Source organism: Bradyrhizobium diazoefficiens (assembly GCF_016616885.1).
Taxonomy (GTDB): Bacteria; Pseudomonadota; Alphaproteobacteria; order Rhizobiales; family Xanthobacteraceae; genus Bradyrhizobium; species Bradyrhizobium diazoefficiens_F.
The window spans coordinates 2,116,291-2,131,598 of record NZ_CP067102.1 but is presented as its reverse complement, the minus strand read 5'-3'; the positions used below and the strand labels follow the sequence as shown (position 1 = coordinate 2,131,598).

The 15,308-nt window shown below is 64.8% G+C and carries 15 protein-coding genes; 4 read left to right on the top strand and 11 right to left on the bottom strand.

Annotation, left to right across the window (positions count from 1 at the left end; translation table 11 throughout):
• Positions 1 to 70 precede the first annotated feature (70 nt).
• The 5 genes from JJC00_RS09625 to fliI all read right to left on the bottom strand — a co-directional run bounded on the left by JJC00_RS09625 (position 71) and on the right by fliI (position 4,960).
• Positions 71 to 1,030, bottom strand: a complete 960-nt coding sequence (locus tag JJC00_RS09625; protein ID WP_200472344.1) for a helix-turn-helix transcriptional regulator — start codon at positions 1,028 to 1,030, stop codon at positions 71 to 73.
• Positions 1,031 to 1,199: 169 nt separating this feature from the next.
• A complete protein-coding gene (locus JJC00_RS09620) occupies positions 1,200 to 2,243 on the bottom strand; it encodes an anti-sigma factor (protein WP_200472343.1) in 1,044 nt (347 codons plus the stop codon).
• 22 nt (positions 2,244 to 2,265) lie between these two features.
• Positions 2,266 to 2,811, bottom strand: a complete 546-nt coding sequence (locus tag JJC00_RS09615; RefSeq protein WP_195800050.1) for a sigma-70 family RNA polymerase sigma factor — start codon at positions 2,809 to 2,811, stop codon at positions 2,266 to 2,268.
• Between the two features lie 283 nt (positions 2,812 to 3,094).
• Complete coding sequence (gene fliJ / locus JJC00_RS09610; RefSeq protein ID WP_027532755.1) at positions 3,095 to 3,514, bottom strand: flagellar export protein FliJ; 420 nt, start codon at positions 3,512 to 3,514, stop codon at positions 3,095 to 3,097.
• A gap of 120 nt (positions 3,515 to 3,634) precedes the next feature.
• Positions 3,635 to 4,960, bottom strand: coding sequence for a flagellar protein export ATPase FliI (gene fliI, locus JJC00_RS09605; RefSeq protein ID WP_200472342.1), 1,326 nt, complete (start codon positions 4,958 to 4,960; stop codon positions 3,635 to 3,637).
• Positions 4,961 to 5,387: 427 nt separating this feature from the next.
• Here fliI and ctrA point away from each other — a divergent pair, with 427 nt between their 5' ends.
• The 4 genes from ctrA (at position 5,388) to JJC00_RS09585 (ending at position 8,407) form a co-directional block, all read left to right on the top strand.
• Positions 5,388 to 6,089 carry a response regulator transcription factor CtrA gene (gene ctrA, locus JJC00_RS09600; protein WP_008138878.1) on the top strand — a complete coding sequence of 234 codons (702 nt, stop codon included), beginning with the start codon at positions 5,388 to 5,390 and terminating at the stop codon, positions 6,087 to 6,089.
• Positions 6,090 to 6,351: 262 nt separating this feature from the next.
• Complete coding sequence (locus JJC00_RS09595) at positions 6,352 to 6,756, top strand: DUF350 domain-containing protein (RefSeq protein WP_200472341.1); 405 nt, start codon at positions 6,352 to 6,354, stop codon at positions 6,754 to 6,756.
• A gap of 1 nt (position 6,757) precedes the next feature.
• Positions 6,758 to 7,243, top strand: coding sequence for a hypothetical protein (locus JJC00_RS09590; protein ID WP_200472340.1), 486 nt, complete (start codon positions 6,758 to 6,760; stop codon positions 7,241 to 7,243).
• Between the two features lie 3 nt (positions 7,244 to 7,246).
• The gene (locus JJC00_RS09585; protein ID WP_200472339.1) at positions 7,247 to 8,407 is read left to right on the top strand and encodes a glutathionylspermidine synthase family protein; all 1,161 of its coding nucleotides are present in this window, start codon (positions 7,247 to 7,249) and stop codon (positions 8,405 to 8,407) included.
• A 56-nt stretch (positions 8,408 to 8,463) separates the two neighbouring features.
• Here the strand turns inward: JJC00_RS09585 and JJC00_RS09580 are convergent, their stop codons facing one another.
• The 6 genes from JJC00_RS09580 to JJC00_RS09555 all read right to left on the bottom strand — a co-directional run bounded on the left by JJC00_RS09580 (position 8,464) and on the right by JJC00_RS09555 (position 15,173).
• A complete protein-coding gene (locus JJC00_RS09580) occupies positions 8,464 to 8,934 on the bottom strand; it encodes a hypothetical protein (protein ID WP_200472338.1) in 471 nt (156 codons plus the stop codon).
• A 259-nt stretch (positions 8,935 to 9,193) separates the two neighbouring features.
• Positions 9,194 to 10,066, bottom strand: a complete 873-nt coding sequence (locus JJC00_RS09575) for a CheR family methyltransferase (RefSeq protein WP_200472337.1) — start codon at positions 10,064 to 10,066, stop codon at positions 9,194 to 9,196.
• Positions 10,063 to 11,256 carry a protein-glutamate methylesterase/protein-glutamine glutaminase gene (locus JJC00_RS09570; protein WP_200472336.1) on the bottom strand — a complete coding sequence of 398 codons (1,194 nt, stop codon included), beginning with the start codon at positions 11,254 to 11,256 and terminating at the stop codon, positions 10,063 to 10,065. Before JJC00_RS09570 ends, JJC00_RS09575 begins: the two co-directional genes overlap by 4 nt.
• Positions 11,257 to 11,330: 74 nt before the next feature.
• The gene (locus JJC00_RS09565; protein ID WP_200472335.1) at positions 11,331 to 11,696 is read right to left on the bottom strand and encodes a response regulator; all 366 of its coding nucleotides are present in this window, start codon (positions 11,694 to 11,696) and stop codon (positions 11,331 to 11,333) included.
• Positions 11,697 to 11,769: 73 nt separating this feature from the next.
• Positions 11,770 to 12,240 carry a chemotaxis protein CheW gene (locus tag JJC00_RS09560; protein WP_200471247.1) on the bottom strand — a complete coding sequence of 157 codons (471 nt, stop codon included), beginning with the start codon at positions 12,238 to 12,240 and terminating at the stop codon, positions 11,770 to 11,772.
• Between the two features lie 23 nt (positions 12,241 to 12,263).
• Positions 12,264 to 15,173, bottom strand: coding sequence for a hybrid sensor histidine kinase/response regulator (locus JJC00_RS09555; RefSeq protein WP_200472334.1), 2,910 nt, complete (start codon positions 15,171 to 15,173; stop codon positions 12,264 to 12,266).
• Positions 15,174 to 15,308 lie beyond the last annotated feature (135 nt).

Here is a 15,308-nt window from a genome sequence, read left to right as displayed (position 1 = left end):
AGACAGATATAGCTCATTCATCCGGATCGACCAACTGCGGCAGCAGTGCGCCGCTGCGCAAAATCGGGCCTCAGGCCTCGCGCAGTTCCGACGGCGTCGCGCCAAAACGCTTGCGGAAGGCGCGGTTGAAATAGGACAGGTCGGCGAAGCCCGAGGAATGCGCGATGTCGCTGATCTTGCGCGCCCGCGCGCGGGGATCGCCAAGCAATTTGCGTGCGAGCAGCAGGCGCTGCTCGAGCACGAATTCGGTGAAGGTGGTGCCGGCCTGCTCGAACAGCCGCTGCGCCTGGCGCGGGCTGAGCCCTGAGCGGGTGGCGACCTCGGACAGGCAGAGATCGTTGCGGCCGAGTGCGGCCATCACGTCGGCGCGCATCAGATCGAGACGGGCCGCCGCATGGCCGCGACCGCGCGCGAGCGCCGCGTGCTCGGCGTCGGTGCCAAGCAGGAGGCCGACGAGATCGACCATGTGCTGCGCGGTCAGGCGCTGGCCGACAGCGTCGAGATGCGGCGCGTGATGGGCGGCAAGCGCGTGATAGCGGAAGATGGTCTCGGCCACCGCGCCGTCCGACAGAACCTGGGACAGCTTCTCCTCGGCGCGCGGATTGATGTCGAGCAGCGCGCGGCGCCGCATGCGGATGGTGGTGAAGCGGTTCTCGTCGGTGTGACCGACGCTGCCGGTGATGCTCATGTCGGCGAGAACCATCTGCGCCGGCGCAAGCTCAACCGTATGGCCGTTCTGCCGGACGCTGACGAGGCCGGTATGGGCTGCGATCAGCACCAGATCGTCGCTGCCGTCGGCGAGCCCGCTCTGCGTGCGCGCATATCGTGCGGAGGCACCTTCGGGAATGGCGAGCGCGATATTGTCGACCACGCTGATCTGCAGCCGGCAATCGATGCTGTCGCCCTGGCTTGGTCCGATCTCGAGGCCACAAGACCCCAAGGCCCGGTCGCGCCAATGCTCGAACGCCGGCCCCTGCGGCAGGCCGGCATATTGGTGGACAAAGATGCCCGGCGGCTTGGCTGCATCCATCTGATTTCTAGCCCCTCTCCGGCACCATGATCGGCGGCGCCGACTGCAAATTCCGGGGATTTGACGCCGTGAAATGGATGGAGGTTCAAATCACAGGTGGATTCAGCAGGACTTGTCGGATTGCGACGGCGAAATGGACCGCAGCGACAATTATGCGCCCTTGCGGCGGCTACTTCTTCGCCGGCACCTGCGGCTGGGACGGCGGCACGGTCTCGATCAGCTTGCCGGAAAACACCGGCGCCGAGGTCGGTTGACCATTGGGCGAGCCGCCCGACTGCTCGACGGTGACGGCATAGGTCGCGCCGTTGACGACATCGGCATCGAAGCCGGCGAGGACCGGACGCGCGGTGAAGTCGCCGCTGCCGATCACGCCCAGCGAACGCGGGCGCGGCAGCCTGTCGGAGATCAGCCAGAGCTCAAAACTCTTGCCCGGCTCCGGCGTCGCGCCGACCTTGCGCACCGTGAAGTTCTTGGTCGCCCCGTCAATGGTGAGGATGAAGGCGGGGCCGCCGCTCTGGCCCTGCAACAGCGCGACATATTGCGCGGGCGAAGACAGCGGCGCGGCCGGCGTCTTCACCTCGACCGTCTGAATGCGCGGTGCGGGCCGCAGCACGCCGGGCAACGCATCGGGCAGGAAGATCTGAAGCGACAGCGTCACCAGCAATGCGGCCGCGAGCGCGCCCACGGCGGAGGCGATGGTGCGCCAGCGTTTCACGCGGCTCTCTAGATAGATCACGTTGCTGTCGTCGACGACCGGCGCCGGCGTGACGGGCGCAACGCGGGGGTCTGGCGCGTGGGTCTGCGGCACGAACTGCGGCGGGAAAATCGGAATGGCATCGGAATTGGATTCGGGCGGCGGAGGCTCTGGCGCCGGAGACTCTGTCGTCGAAGATTCGGGCGATGAAGGCTCCGGTGAATAGAACTCCGGCGGTGGCGGCGGCGCATCCGACAGCACCGGTGGCGTCCCTGACGAATCCTGCGACGATATTGCCTGCGCGATCTCGCGCTGGATGTTCTCCCACACGATCGGCCGCGGCTCGATGGTGCCGACCATCTGGTTGAGGACGCCGAGCCGGAATTCCCAGGCCTGCACGATAGCGGCGAACTCCTGGTCCACCGCCATCATGGTCGCGACCTGCGCGCGCTCGTCGGCATCGAGTGTGCCGAGCGCATATTCCGCGGCGAGCGCGATATGGTCCTCGCTGTAGGCCATCAATTGCGGTCCAAAACCACCCTCATAGTCCGAGGCACTCCCGGATATCCAGCATGCTGCGCCGCAGCCACGTCTTCACCGTGTTGACGGGCGCAGCGAATTTCTCCGCCAATTGCTCGCGGCTCCAGCCGTTGTAATAGGCGAGAAGCACGAGCCGCTGACGGTCCGGCTCGAGGCGGCCAATACATTCCAGCAGCCGCTTCAATTCCTCGGACATCTCCCGGCGCGCCAGGGGATCGGGACTGTCGGCGGCGACCTCCATCGCCTGCGGTTCCTCCTCGATGGAGGCCTCCGTCTTCTTGCGCACGATATCGATGGCGCGGTTGCGCGCGATCGACGCCATCCACGTGATCGGCGATGACAGCGTCGGATTGAACTGGCCGGCGCTGTTCCAGATCTTGACGTAGGTCTCCTGAATGACCTCCTCTGCGAGATCCTGTCGGCGCAAGATACGGAGGACGACGCCATAGAGTTTCGCGCGCGTGGCGCCGTAGAGGCGCTCGAACGCGGCCTGATCGCGCTTCGCCACCGCCTCAATCAGCCCGACCAGCTCTGCTGGCGTCAGCATTCAGCCCCCCAACGCGCGGCCCCGTCGCATCCGCGCCGACCCCTGCGCGCCACTACCATAGCGCGCAGCCAAGCCCGTCACCAAGGGGCGGCGAACCACGCTGTGGACGGCACACGCAAAAACCCGGACCTTGCGGGTCCGGGCTCGCAAATTCTCGTCGGTTTTGACCGCTAGAGCGTTTTCGAGCGAAGTGGATACCGGTTCGCGTAAAGAAAACGCGTCAAAACAAGAATCTAGAGCCCCGTTCCGATTCCATCGGAACGGAAAAGGCTCTAGATGCCGTTTAGGCGACGGCGCCGATGCGGGAACGCATCAGGCCGATGCTGTCGAGATCGGCCTGCTCGCGGGCGTTTTCCTCGGCGCGCTCGCGGGCCTGGTCACGCTCGTCCAGGAGCTCGACCTTCTTCAGTTCCTCGAAGGCCTCGCCGAGCGCGGCCTTGGCTTCCTCGAGCTGGCCTCTCAGCTCGTCGGCCGAGCGGGTCAGGTTCTCGCGGCGCTGGATGGCAGCCTTGGCATAGGTCGGATAGGCGAAATGGGCGGGATCGTTGATCCCGGCGCGGTCCTGCTCGGTCTGGATCTCGCGATCCAGATCGGTCGACATCCGCTGGAAGTCGGCGATCATGGACTCGATCTGGGCGACCCGGCGGCGCTTCTCGTCGACCTGAAACTTCTTCAGGCGGATGAGGGTATCACGTGACTTCATCGACTCGTACTCCCCAGAAGTCCCCTAGCTGCACGTGGGACGACACCAGTCTCCCCACAGGCCCGATGGGGCCAAGACCGGCTCTGCTACTTTGTGTGATCGGATGATGACGGGACAAAGTTAGCGTTCCGTTTCCAAATTGCCGAGGATTTGCGCCAACTGGCGGTAGCCGTCGGCCAGCGAGGCATTTTCGTCCTTGCGCTGGCGCAGGAAGGCCTCCAGCGGCTCGTGCAGCCGGATCGCCTCGTCGACCTCGGGGCTGGAGCCGGCCCGGTAGGCGCCGAGCCGGATCAGCTCCTCCATGTCGGCGTAGGTCGCCATCACCGCCCGCGCCTTCTGGATGGTCGGCCAGAACTGCGGATCGGCCGATTTCGGCATGGTGCGGGAGACGGATTTGAGGATGTTGATGGCGGGGTAGCGGCCGCGCTCGGCGATCGAGCGCTGCATCACGATGTGGCCGTCGAGGATACCGCGGACGGCGTCCGCGATCGGCTCGTTGTGATCGTCGCCGTCGACCAGCACCGTGAAGATCGCGGTGATGGCGCCGACATCAAGGCCGGGACCTGCGCGCTCCAATAGCTTCGGCAGTTCGGTGAAGACGGTCGGCGTATAGCCCTTGGCGGTCGGCGGCTCGCCGGCGGACAGTCCGATCTCGCGCTGGGCCATGGCGAAACGCGTCACCGAGTCCATCAGGCAGAGGACGTCCTGACCCTCGTCGCGAAAATATTCGGCGACCGCGAGCGTCAGATACGCGGCCTGCCGCCGCATCAGGGCCGGCTCGTCGGAGGTCGCGACCACCACGACGGAGCGCGCCAGGCCCTCCTCTCCGAGGTCGTCCTGCAGGAATTCCTGCACCTCGCGACCGCGTTCGCCGATCAGTCCGATGACGCTGACCGCGGCATCGACGTTGCGCGCGAGCATCGACAGCAGCACCGATTTGCCGACGCCGGAGCCCGCGAAGATGCCCATGCGCTGGCCGCGGCAGCAGGTGAGGAACGTATTCATCGCGCGCACGCCGAGATCGAGCGGCGCGCCGACGCGCTTGCGCGAATGCGCCGGCGGCGGCGAATTGCGATACGGCATCGGGGAAGCGCCTTGCGGCAATGGCCCCTTGCCGTCGATCGGTTCGCCCAGCGCATTGACGACGCGGCCGAGCCAGGCCGACGACGGACGGACCTGATTGGCGGCATTGGCGATCACGGCCTTGCAGCCGCGACGCACACCGTCGAGGCCGGCGAACGGCATCACGACAGCGTTGTTGCCGGAGAAGCCGATCACCTCGCAGGGGATGGAACGGTTGGCGCCGGTCTCGATCACAAGCCGCGCACCGACCGACATCGCGTGGATCGGGCCGGCGACCTCGACCATCAGGCCGCGCACGCCGACCACACGGCCATAGATATTGACGCCGTCGATATCGCCGATCTGTTCGGCAAGAGCTTTCATAGGGCAGCCTTCATAAGAGGGCCTTCATAGGGGACGCGCCTTCCTCATTCGGGCCTTCATGGCGAAACCTTAAGTTTCGCCATATTTCTGAACGGCGCTTAACTCCGTGTTTACCCGCATCATTAATCATTGCGTCACTGTCTTTGTGACTGAGCGTGGCTCCCCTTCAGAAGAAGGCTGAGTCGCGGGAGTCGGTTAGGTCCGTCTCTTAAAGTGGAACTTGAACGGAGCCGGATAACGAAAGCTGCTTCAGCGCAAGACCTTAGGGCGATTCGACAAAAATTGCACCGGGGGGACTTGCGTTCCAGAATCAGGATTTGTTAACCATCTGTTGTCAGGATCCGAATCAGTTGTTCAAAGGCGTTTTGTTGAGTGCCGCGAATGCGGCCGACCTGACGCCCAGGAGCGGCGACTATGGGGAACTGGCATGCGCGTTTTGCTGATTGAAGATGACAGCGCCGTCGCGCAGTCGATCGAGCTGATGCTGAAGTCTGAGAGCTTCAACGTCTACACGACCGATTTGGGGGAAGAAGGCGTCGATCTCGGTAAATTATACGATTACGACATTATCCTTCTCGACCTCAACCTGCCCGACATGTCCGGCTACGACGTGCTCAAGCAGCTTCGGGTCTCCAAGATCAAGACACCGATCCTGATCCTCTCCGGCCTCGCCGGCATCGAGGACAAGGTCAAGGGTCTCGGCGTCGGCGCCGACGACTACATGACCAAACCCTTCCATAAAGACGAGCTGGTTGCCCGCATCCACGCGATCGTGCGCCGCTCCAAGGGTCACGCCCAGTCGGTCATCCAGACCGGCGACCTCGTCGTCAACCTCGACACCAAGACGGTCGAAGTCGGTGGCCAGCGCGTGCATCTGACCGGCAAGGAATACCAGATGCTGGAGCTGCTCTCGCTCCGCAAGGGCACGACCCTCACCAAGGAAATGTTCCTCAATCACCTCTATGGCGGCATGGACGAGCCCGAGCTGAAGATCATCGACGTCTTCATCTGCAAGCTCCGCAAGAAGCTCGCCAATGCTTCCGAGGGACGCAACTTCATCGAGACCGTGTGGGGCCGCGGCTACGTGCTGCGCGAGCCGCACGAGCACGAAGAGCGCATCCCCGCCTGATCCGTTTACGTCGCGCGCCCTTGTCGGGCTCGCTCCTCCCAGCCTGGACCCCGCCGCAAATGGCGGGGTTTTGTTTTTTGGGGGCGTCAGGCACTCGCCAGCTCATGTCAGCGCCGGGTCAATTCCTCCAGCGCCTCGATCGTAGCCGCACCAGCGGCGAGCGCCTCCAGAGCAGGCCTGTTCCTGGGGATCGAACCTGTTCGACCGATGCGGCGACGAAGCGATCGTGCCAGAATTCGCGGCGCCAACGTCGGACCTCCCCATGATCCTGCAATCGCTCGCCGGCCTGCCCGCCTTCCTGGTCTATTTCTGCACCGGGCTGGTGGCGGTCGTGGCATATCTCTTCGTTTACACGCGGATCACGCCGCACAACGAATTCCAGCTGATTCGCGACAACGATCCTGCGGCTGCAATTGCGCTCGGCCTCAGCCTGCTTGGCTTCGTGGCGCCGCTGTTCAGCGCGATCGCGCATTCGGCCAACGTGCTGGATTGCCTGATCTGGGCTGCAATCGCGCTCATCGTGCAGGTCGCCGTGTTCTACATCGTGAAAATCCCGGTGCCGAACCTGTCGGGGCGAATCGCCGCCGGCGAGCTCGCCCCCGCGATCTGGCTCGGCCTGTCCTCGCTCGCCGCGGGCCTCCTGAACGCTGCCTGCATGATCTACTGATATGGCGAACAAGCCGCCCAACAAGGAGTTCGGCAAGCGCCGGCCGGCGGCCCTGCCGCTGCCGCCGCGCGAGCCGGTGAAGCGCTCGGGCCATGTCGCGCTGCTGGTGATGGGGACAATCGCGGTCGGCGCCACCGCCTATACGCTGATGCCACGTCGGAACTGCGACCCCTCTCCTTCCGGGGCGTCAGTCCCCGGGGCGTCAGTCCCCGGGGCGTCAGTCCCCGGGGCGTCAGTCCCCGGGGCGTCAGTCCCCGGGGCGTCAGTCCCCGCGGCATCAGTCCCCGGGGCAGCGGCGCCGATGCAGACGACAAACTGCAGCAGCAGCTCGTCGAGCAGCGGCTCGCACTGGTCCTCGCGTTCGAGTTTCTACAGCAGCGACTCCTCAAGCCATTCCTCGTCAGGGACCTCGTCCGATTCCGGCTCCAGTGGCGTCACGCGCGGCGGCTTCGGCTCGTTTGCGCATGGCTTCTCGGGTGGCGGCTGACACATGCAACGCATCACCTGTCCCGAGCGCGACGACTGGCAACAGACCGCCGAGCAATGCGGCTTCGCCTTCCACACCATCGACGGCGAGCGTTATTGGGACGAGCGCGCCTATTATGCCTTCACGCTCGACGAGATCGAGCGCTCCATCGAAACGCCGACCGGCGAGATCGATGCGATGTGCCTGGAGCTCGCCGGTCGCGTGATCGGCGACGAACGCCATTTGCGGCGGCTCAAGATTCCGGAAACGTTTTGGGACCTGATCGCGGAAAGCTGGAAGCGCGACGACCGCAGCCTCTACGGCCGGCTCGACCTGAAATTCGACGGCGAAGGCCCGGCAAAACTGCTCGAATACAATGCGGACACACCGACCTCGATCTTCGAGGCCGCGGTGTTTCAATGGACCTGGCTCGAGCAGGCGATCGAGCGGCGCATCATCCCCGCGCGCGCCGACCAGTTCAACTCGATCCACGAGCGGCTGATCGAGGCGTGGAAGACTATCGGTGCGGGCCGCCATCTGCACCTCACCGGCACCACCGGCAGCGAGGAAGACGCCGGCACGCTCGCTTATCTCGAAGACACCGCGCGCCAGGCAGGCCTCTCGACCACGCTGCTCGACATCGAGGAGATCGGCTGGCGCGACGAGGCCGGCGGCTTCGTCGATCTCGACGACCGCGACATGGCGCTTGTCTTCAAGCTCTACCCCTGGGAATGGATGTTTCACGACGCCTTCGGTGCCAAGCTTGCCGGCGCTCCGACGCGCTGGATCGAGCCGCCATGGAAGGCGGTGCTCTCCAACAAGGGGATCCTGCCGCTGCTCTGGGAGATGTTTCCGAACCATCCCAATCTGCTGCCGGCCTTCTTCGAGGACGATCCGCGCGCAGCCGAGCTCGGCAGCTCCTACGTCCGCAAGCCGCTGCTGTCGCGCGAAGGCGCCAATGTCACGCTGCTGTCGGGCGGAATGTCCCTCGACGATCACGCCGGCCCCTACGGCGCCGAAGGCTTTGTGCGCCAGGCGCTGTCGCCGCTGCCGAACTTTTCAGGCGTCTATCCGGTGGTGGGGAGCTGGCTGGTGAACCACGAGCCGTGCGGGCTTTCGATCCGCGAGGACGAAAGCCCGATCACGGGCAACAGCTCGCGGTTTCTGCCGCACGCGATTCTGTGAGATGCGCTCGCGACCCCGCCGCAAGGGGCGCGAGCGCAGAGATTCGCAGCGCCCGCCTAGGGTGTCTTGACGATGAATCGACCGTCGTACAGGAATGCGCCCTTGAATCCGCTTTGCACGCTTTCGAAGCCGCCCGTGCCCGTCGCGTTGGCGTACATGCCGGTGCCCGACAGGATCATATATTCGCCCTTTGCCTTCCCCTCCTTGATCGCGCCGCTGTAGCGCGCCGTGATCGAGGATCCGTCGTCGAAGGTGTAGGTGCTGTAGCCGAAGATCGGTCCAGAGCCCTTGAGCAAATCACTGGAGTTGACAAAGTCCTTCACGGCAATGCGGCCATCCTTGAAGAAGGCGACGCCAAACATCTTGCCGGACATGACCGTCTGGCCTTCGACGTTCGCGACCTCGGTGACCTTGACGTCCACCGGCTTGGTGACGAGCTTGAATTCGAGCACCTGCTCGCCAGCGAAAGCCGTCGCCGGCAACGACAGCGCCGCCAACAGGAAATAAGAGGCACAAGACATTCGCATGGTATGTCCTCCTCAAAAACAGTTCATGATGGAATGAAATCCCGCCTCAGTCCGACGGGACGATCGGGAGCATAGCACACTCCTCAGGTACTGAGAGGGCCATGATCGCGCCGCGTCGCGGCACGAATTCTACGCGCGCGGTAGCTGAGTAATCCGCAGTGGTGAAACGTCACGCACAATGACGGAGAAGGGACGCCGTCAGGTGCTGCCGGTCATCCACAACAACAATGCTCTCTCGGATCGACGATCGCTCGGCTGTTCACCTCGCCGCGGCGACTTTCAGCGGCTGCGGCATCAGTCCCCCCATCGGGCGGCCGGAGCGCGCCGGATTGAGCTGGTAGAGACCACGGCGGTCGGAGATCGGACGGAAGGCGTCGGTGATACCGACGACGGATTCGGCGGCGCCCAACAACAGCGCGCCATCCGCTTCCAAGACCTTCGCCATGCGCTCGAAGATCACGGCCTTGGTGTCCTGGTCGAAATAGATCAGCACGTTGCGGCAGAAGATGACGTCGAACGTGCCGAGATGGGAGAAGTCCTGCAACAGATTGAGCTGACGGAACTGGACCATCGCACGGACATCGGCCTTGAGCTGCCAGACGTCGCCGGACTGGGTGAAGTATTTCATCAGCAGCTGGATCGGCAGGCCGCGCTGCACCTCGAACTGGCTGTAGACGCCGGCCTTGGATTTCTCCAGCACCTCCTGCGACAGATCGGTGGCGACGATCTCGATGCGCCAGCCCGCAAGCGCGGCGCCCATCTCCTTCAGGCACATCGCGATCGAATAGGGCTCCTGGCCGGTCGACGAAGCCGCCGACCAGATCCGCAGCGATTTGCGCGCGGCCCGGGCCTGGATCAGGCGGGGCATGATGCTGTCGCGCAGGTGATCGAACGGGATCTTGTCGCGGAAGAAGAACGTCTCGTTGGTGGTCATGGCTTCGACCACGTCGGTCGCAAGCCGGCCATCGCCGTTCCTGATCTTGAGCACGAGATCCGGGATGCCTGGCAAGCTCGCCTTGCGGGCCAGCGGCAGCAGCCGACTCTCGACCAGATACTGCTTGTCGGGTGAGAGATCGAGACCGGAGCGCTCTTTCAGGAACTTGCGCAGGTACTCATAGTCCGTGGGCGTCACGAGCGGTCTCCCGCGAACAGGCGGTTGACCTTGGCGCCGATCTGGTTGAGCGGCAGGATCGCTGCGCAGATGCCGGCATTGGCAGCTGCGCCGGGCATGCCCCACACGACGCTGGAAGCTTCATCCTGCGCGATCACACTGCCGCCGGCAGCGACGATGTCCTTGCCGCCGCGCATGCCGTCCGAGCCCATGCCCGTCAGGATCACGGAGAGGATGTTGCCATGCCAGATGTCGATGGCGGAGGTGAAGAGCGGATCGACCGCGGGCTTGCAGAAATTGACGGCGGGCCCGTCGTCGAGCGCGATTGCCGCTTCAGCGCCGCTGCGCACCACACGCATGTGCTTGCCGCCGGGCGCGAGGTAGATGCGCCCCGGCTTCACCGGCTCGCCATCGACCGCCTCGGCTGCGGGCCGGCGGCTCGAACGCGCGAGGTGCTCGGCGAGAATGGTGGTGAAGGTTGGCGGCATGTGCTGGGTGATCAGCACCGGAACGCGGTCGATCACCGAGCCGAGTTCGGTGACCAGCGCCATCAGCGCCTGCGGGCCACCGGTCGAAGATCCAATCAGTAGCACCTTCGGCGCCTGGCTCGAGAATGGGCGCGTCGTGAGCGAGCCCGATGACGGCGCATGCACGGCCGGAGCCGATGCGGGCGCTGCGGGCCGCACAACAGCCGGCGCGCGCGCAGCCGGGCTCGCCGGCGCCAGCGGCGGGCTCACCACGGCCGGCTTCCGGCGCAGCCGTGCGCCGAGGTGACGGATCTTCTGGATCAGATCGTGATGGAAGACGTCCGCGGCGGACGTCTCACGCGTCGATTCCGGTTTCGGGATGTAGTCGGCTGCGCCGAGCGACAGCGCCTTGAAGCTGACCTCCGCGTTGCGACGGGTCAGCGTCGAGGCCATGATGATGACGAGATCGCGCTTCTTCGTCAGCAGTTGCGGCAACGCCGAGATGCCGTCGAGCTCCGGCATTTCGATGTCGAGCACGGCAACGTCGGGATTGATGCGTTCGAGCTGGTTGACCGCCTCGAGGCCGGTGCGCAGCGAGGCTGCGACCTCCATGTCGTGCTCGGCGCCGATCCAGCGCGAGATCAGACCGCGTATGACGACGGAGTCGTCGACGATCATCACCCGCAGTGGTCCCGCTTCGCGCGACGAGCCAGTGGCCGAATTACCTGCGAACGCAACACTCATTACTCACCAACTCAGACTGAAACGGTTTAGTTGAAAACAAACGCCGAAGGAGCCGTTCAGCCTCCAGTGTTCGCTCAGATCAAGCCGACTTCCTGGAATTTCGCCATCACGATGTCCTTGTCGAACGGCTTCATGATGTACTCGTTGGCACCGGCGTGCAGTGCGCGCGCAATATGGGCCACGTCGTTCTCGGTGGTGCAGAACACCACTTTGGGCTGGTCGCCGCCGGGCATACGGCGCAGATGGCCGAGGAACTCGTAGCCATCCATGACCGGCATGTTCCAGTCGAGCAGCACGGCGTCGGGCAGCCCGCGCTTGCAGGCCTCGAGCGCCTTCTCACCGTCCTCGGCTTCGAGAATCTGAAAGTCGAGGCCTTCCAGGATCCGGCGCGCAACCTTGCGGATGACGCTGGAATCATCAACGACGAGACAAGTTCGCATGTGAACCTCTGCTTCTGATCCCCTGTGCGGGGGCACTTCCAATTGCGAGTACGTCGGCGGCGATGCCGCCGTATCAGGCCGCCATCATCTCGGGCGCGAGCTCGAGGACGCGATCGACGTCGAGGACGACCATGAGCTGTCCGTCGAGACGGTGGACGCCGCCGGCGAGCTTGGCCATGCGGGGGTCGAGGTTGACCGGGTTGTCTTCCTTGCCGTCCTCGGACAGGCGCAGCACTTCGCCGATCTGGTCGATCAGGAGGCCATAGGATTCACCGCGCATGTCGACGCCGACCGCCATCGCCGTCTTGCCGTCTTCCGGCTTGGGCAGGCCGAGCCGGGCGCGCATGTCGACCACGGTGACGATGCGGCCGCGCAGGTTCAACACGCCCGCGATCTCGCGCGAGGACAGGGGGACGCGGGTGACGCGCTCGGGCATGAACACGTCCTGGACGCGGGAGATCGGCAGGCCGAACAGCTGGCCGCCGATCATCGCGGTGACGTACTCGACCATGGCGCCTTCGCCGGTTTGCATCTTCTTGCTCATCGATGTGTCTCCTCAGGTCCGGCTCAGGCCGCTGCCCGGCTCAGATCGGAGGCGCCGGCGGCGCCCGCGGTCTGTTCCTTCAGCGCCGCGATCAGACCGGGACGGTCGAACTTGGCGACATAGTCGTGGAAGCCGGCCTGACGGCCGCGCTCGATCGCGGCCGGCGACACCAGCGCCGAGAGGCCGATGATCGGCATCGCGCCCAGATTGCTGTCGGAGCGGATCACTTCCGCAAACTCGAACCCGTTCATGTCGGGCATCTCGATGTCGGTCAGGACCACGTCGAAGCTCTGGGCGCGGAGCGCTGCCAGGCCCTCCTGCGCGGTCGGCGCGGTGCGGACGCGGTAGCCGGCGGCCTTGAGCACCGGCGCCAGCATGTTGCGGAAGAAGGCTGAGTCGTCGACCAGCAGCACCGCCTGCGAGTGCATCGACGGCTTCATCTCCTTGCGGGTGAACCAGTCGGCGAACGCCATCGGCAGGAAGTGGCCGACGTCGATCACCTCGGTGGCCTGGCCCTTGATCACGGCCGAGCCCAGGATGCCGCTAGCCGAGCCGCCGACCTCGATGTTGAGCCGCTCCTCGACGATGTCGATGATCTCGTCGACGACGAGACCCATGGAGCGGCCGTCATCGGCGAACACCAGGATCGGTTGCGCGCCCTGGGACGCGATGGTGACGCTCTCCATCGCCACCAGCGGCATCAGCTGCTCGCGGTACTGCACCATGTAGCGGCCGTTGGAGAACTCGATCTTGTCGGCCGGAAGCTCTTCCAGACGGGTGACGAGCCCGAGCGGAACCGCCTTGGGCTGGGACGAGCCGGCGCGGAACACCAGCAGCGAGGTGGTCTGCTCGCCACTTCCGATGTGGTGCGCACCATTGTCGTCGGCCATGTCATGGGCCGAGGAGCCGGCGGCGCCGAGCGCCTTGGCAATGCCGTTGGGGTCGATGATCATGATGACCGCGCCATCGCCCAAAATGGTATTGCCCGAGAACATGTCGATGTGACGGAGCTTCGTCGACATCGGCTTGACCACGATCTCTTCGGTGTGGAACACGCCGTCGACGACGATGCCAAAAGTCTGGCTGCCGACCTGCGTGACCACGATGAAGCCGTTCTCGGGATCGGAGGCGGCACCGTCGTCGATCTTGAGGAGCTTCTTCAGATGGATCAGCGGCAAGAGCTTGTTGCGCAACCTGAGGACGGCCGTGTCCTTGATCCGCTCGATGCGGTGCTCCGAGTTGGCGCGGGCGCGCACCAGCTCGACCACCGAGAGCTGCGGGATCGCGAAACGATCGCCGGCGGCCTCCACGATCAGTGCCGAGACGATCGCCAAGGTCAGCGGGATCTTGATGGTGACGGAGGAGCCCTCGCCGGCCACCGACTTGATGTCGATAGTGCCGCCGATCTGGTCGATATTGGTGCGGACCACGTCCATGCCGACGCCGCGCCCCGACACCGAGGTGATGGCGGCCGCGGTCGAGAAGCCGGGCGCGAAGATGAACTTGTGGATCTGGGCTTCCGACATCTTCTCCAGCTCAGCCTCGGTGACGAGACCTGAGGAGATCGCCTTGGCCTTGATTCTCTCGGTGTTGAGGCCGCGGCCGTTGTCGGCGATGCAGATGATGATGTGGCCGCCCTCGTGATAGGCGGAGAGACGGATGGTGCCCTGCTCGCCCTTGCCGGAGGCCAGACGCTCGGCGGGGGTCTCCAGGCCATGATCGGCGGAGTTGCGCACCATGTGGGTGAGCGGGTCCTTGATCAGATCGAGCACCTGGCGGTCGAGCTCGGTGTCGGCGCCGTGCATCTCCAGATCGATCTGCTTGCCGAGCTCGCTCGAGAGGTCGCGGACGATGCGGGGCAGCTTCTGCCAGGCATTGCCGATCGGCTGCATGCGCGTCTTCATGACGCCTTCCTGCAGCTCGGCGGTGACGTTGGAGAGACGCTGCAACGGCACCTTGAACTCGGTGTCCTCGTTGCGCCGTGAGATCTCCAGCAGCTGGTTGCGGGTCAGCACCAGCTCGGAGACCATGGTCATCAGATGCTCCAGCGTATCCACGTTGACGCGGATCGACTGGTTGGCGACGCGGTCGCCTTCGGCGGCCCCCTCGTCGGCCATCGACTTCTTCGGCGCGGCCTTCTCCTTGGGCGCCTTCACAGCTTCCTTGGCAGTTTCCTTCACAGCTTCCTTGGCAGCTTCCTTGGCGGCGGGGGCCGGCGCTTCAGCAGCCGGCGCAGGCTGAGCCTTCACTTCAACCTTGGCGACCGGCGCGGGCACCGGCGCTTCGATCGCGGTCTCGCGGAAGGCGCGCTCGAGATCGTCGAGCGAGACCTCGCCCGGACGCAGCGGACGCTCCAGGGTCTGGTCGATCAGCGTGCCCGTGCTCATCTCTTTGGCGGGCGCGGGCGCCGCGGCGGCGGGCGCTTCCGGCACCAGCGGCGGCGCTTCAGCAACGACAGCGGCGGCACTGGCTGAGGCGATCGGCTGCGCCGAGCCTGACGGCATCGGCTGCGCCGAGCCTGAGGCGATCGGCTGCGCCGACGCTGACATAGCCGCCATGCCCTGCTCGACCATCGCTTCGAGCTTGTCGATGAGATCGCGGTCGTTGCCTTCGGGCTCGGCTTCGGTCGCCTCCAGGCCTGCGAGAATTTCCTTGATGCGGTCGATCGAGGACAGGATCAGCGTCACCGCCGGTCCCGTCACCGGCATGCCGTCGCGGAACTTGCCCATCAGCGTCTCGCCGGCATGCGCCAGCGCTTCAAGCCGCGGCAGTCCGAGGAAGCCGCACGTACCCTTGATGGTGTGGACCAGGCGGAAGATGTTATCCAGGATCTTGGCGTTGTTCGGCTCCTGCTCGAACTTCACCAGCTGATTGTCGACGGTGTCCAGGCTCTCGCTGGTCTCCGTCAGAAACTCCCGCAACAGATCATCCATGAAAACAGGCCTTCATACAGAGAGGGCACGCACGAATTGTGATGCGCCATTTCAGAATGGGGCCAGCTTCACCGCAAAGCGTTTAATATTGGTTGAGTATGTGCAAAAGAACGGAACCAACAAAGAGATAAGGCG

Excerpts from the sequence above, each read along its gene's own strand:
- ctrA (WP_008138878.1), top strand. The coding sequence starts at position 5,388 with ATGCGCGTTTTGCTGATTGAAGATGACAGCGCCGTCGCGCAGTCGATC.
- JJC00_RS09565 (WP_200472335.1), bottom strand. The coding sequence starts at position 11,696 with ATGCGAACTTGTCTCGTCGTTGATGATTCCAGCGTCATCCGCAAGGTT.
- JJC00_RS09555 (WP_200472334.1), bottom strand. The coding sequence starts at position 15,173 with ATGGATGATCTGTTGCGGGAGTTTCTGACGGAGACCAGCGAGAGCCTG.
- fliJ (WP_027532755.1), bottom strand. The coding sequence starts at position 3,514 with ATGAAGTCACGTGATACCCTCATCCGCCTGAAGAAGTTTCAGGTCGAC.
- JJC00_RS09625 (WP_200472344.1), bottom strand. The coding sequence starts at position 1,030 with ATGGATGCAGCCAAGCCGCCGGGCATCTTTGTCCACCAATATGCCGGC.
- JJC00_RS09585 (WP_200472339.1), top strand. The coding sequence starts at position 7,247 with ATGCAACGCATCACCTGTCCCGAGCGCGACGACTGGCAACAGACCGCC.
- fliI (WP_200472342.1), bottom strand. The coding sequence starts at position 4,960 with ATGAAAGCTCTTGCCGAACAGATCGGCGATATCGACGGCGTCAATATC.
- JJC00_RS09570 (WP_200472336.1), bottom strand. The coding sequence starts at position 11,256 with ATGAGTGTTGCGTTCGCAGGTAATTCGGCCACTGGCTCGTCGCGCGAA.
- JJC00_RS09580 (WP_200472338.1), bottom strand. The coding sequence starts at position 8,934 with ATGCGAATGTCTTGTGCCTCTTATTTCCTGTTGGCGGCGCTGTCGTTG.
- JJC00_RS09595 (WP_200472341.1), top strand. The coding sequence starts at position 6,352 with ATGATCCTGCAATCGCTCGCCGGCCTGCCCGCCTTCCTGGTCTATTTC.
- JJC00_RS09590 (WP_200472340.1), top strand. The coding sequence starts at position 6,758 with ATGGCGAACAAGCCGCCCAACAAGGAGTTCGGCAAGCGCCGGCCGGCG.
- JJC00_RS09620 (WP_200472343.1), bottom strand. The coding sequence starts at position 2,243 with ATGGCCTACAGCGAGGACCATATCGCGCTCGCCGCGGAATATGCGCTC.
- JJC00_RS09615 (WP_195800050.1), bottom strand. The coding sequence starts at position 2,811 with ATGCTGACGCCAGCAGAGCTGGTCGGGCTGATTGAGGCGGTGGCGAAG.
- JJC00_RS09560 (WP_200471247.1), bottom strand. The coding sequence starts at position 12,240 with ATGAGCAAGAAGATGCAAACCGGCGAAGGCGCCATGGTCGAGTACGTC.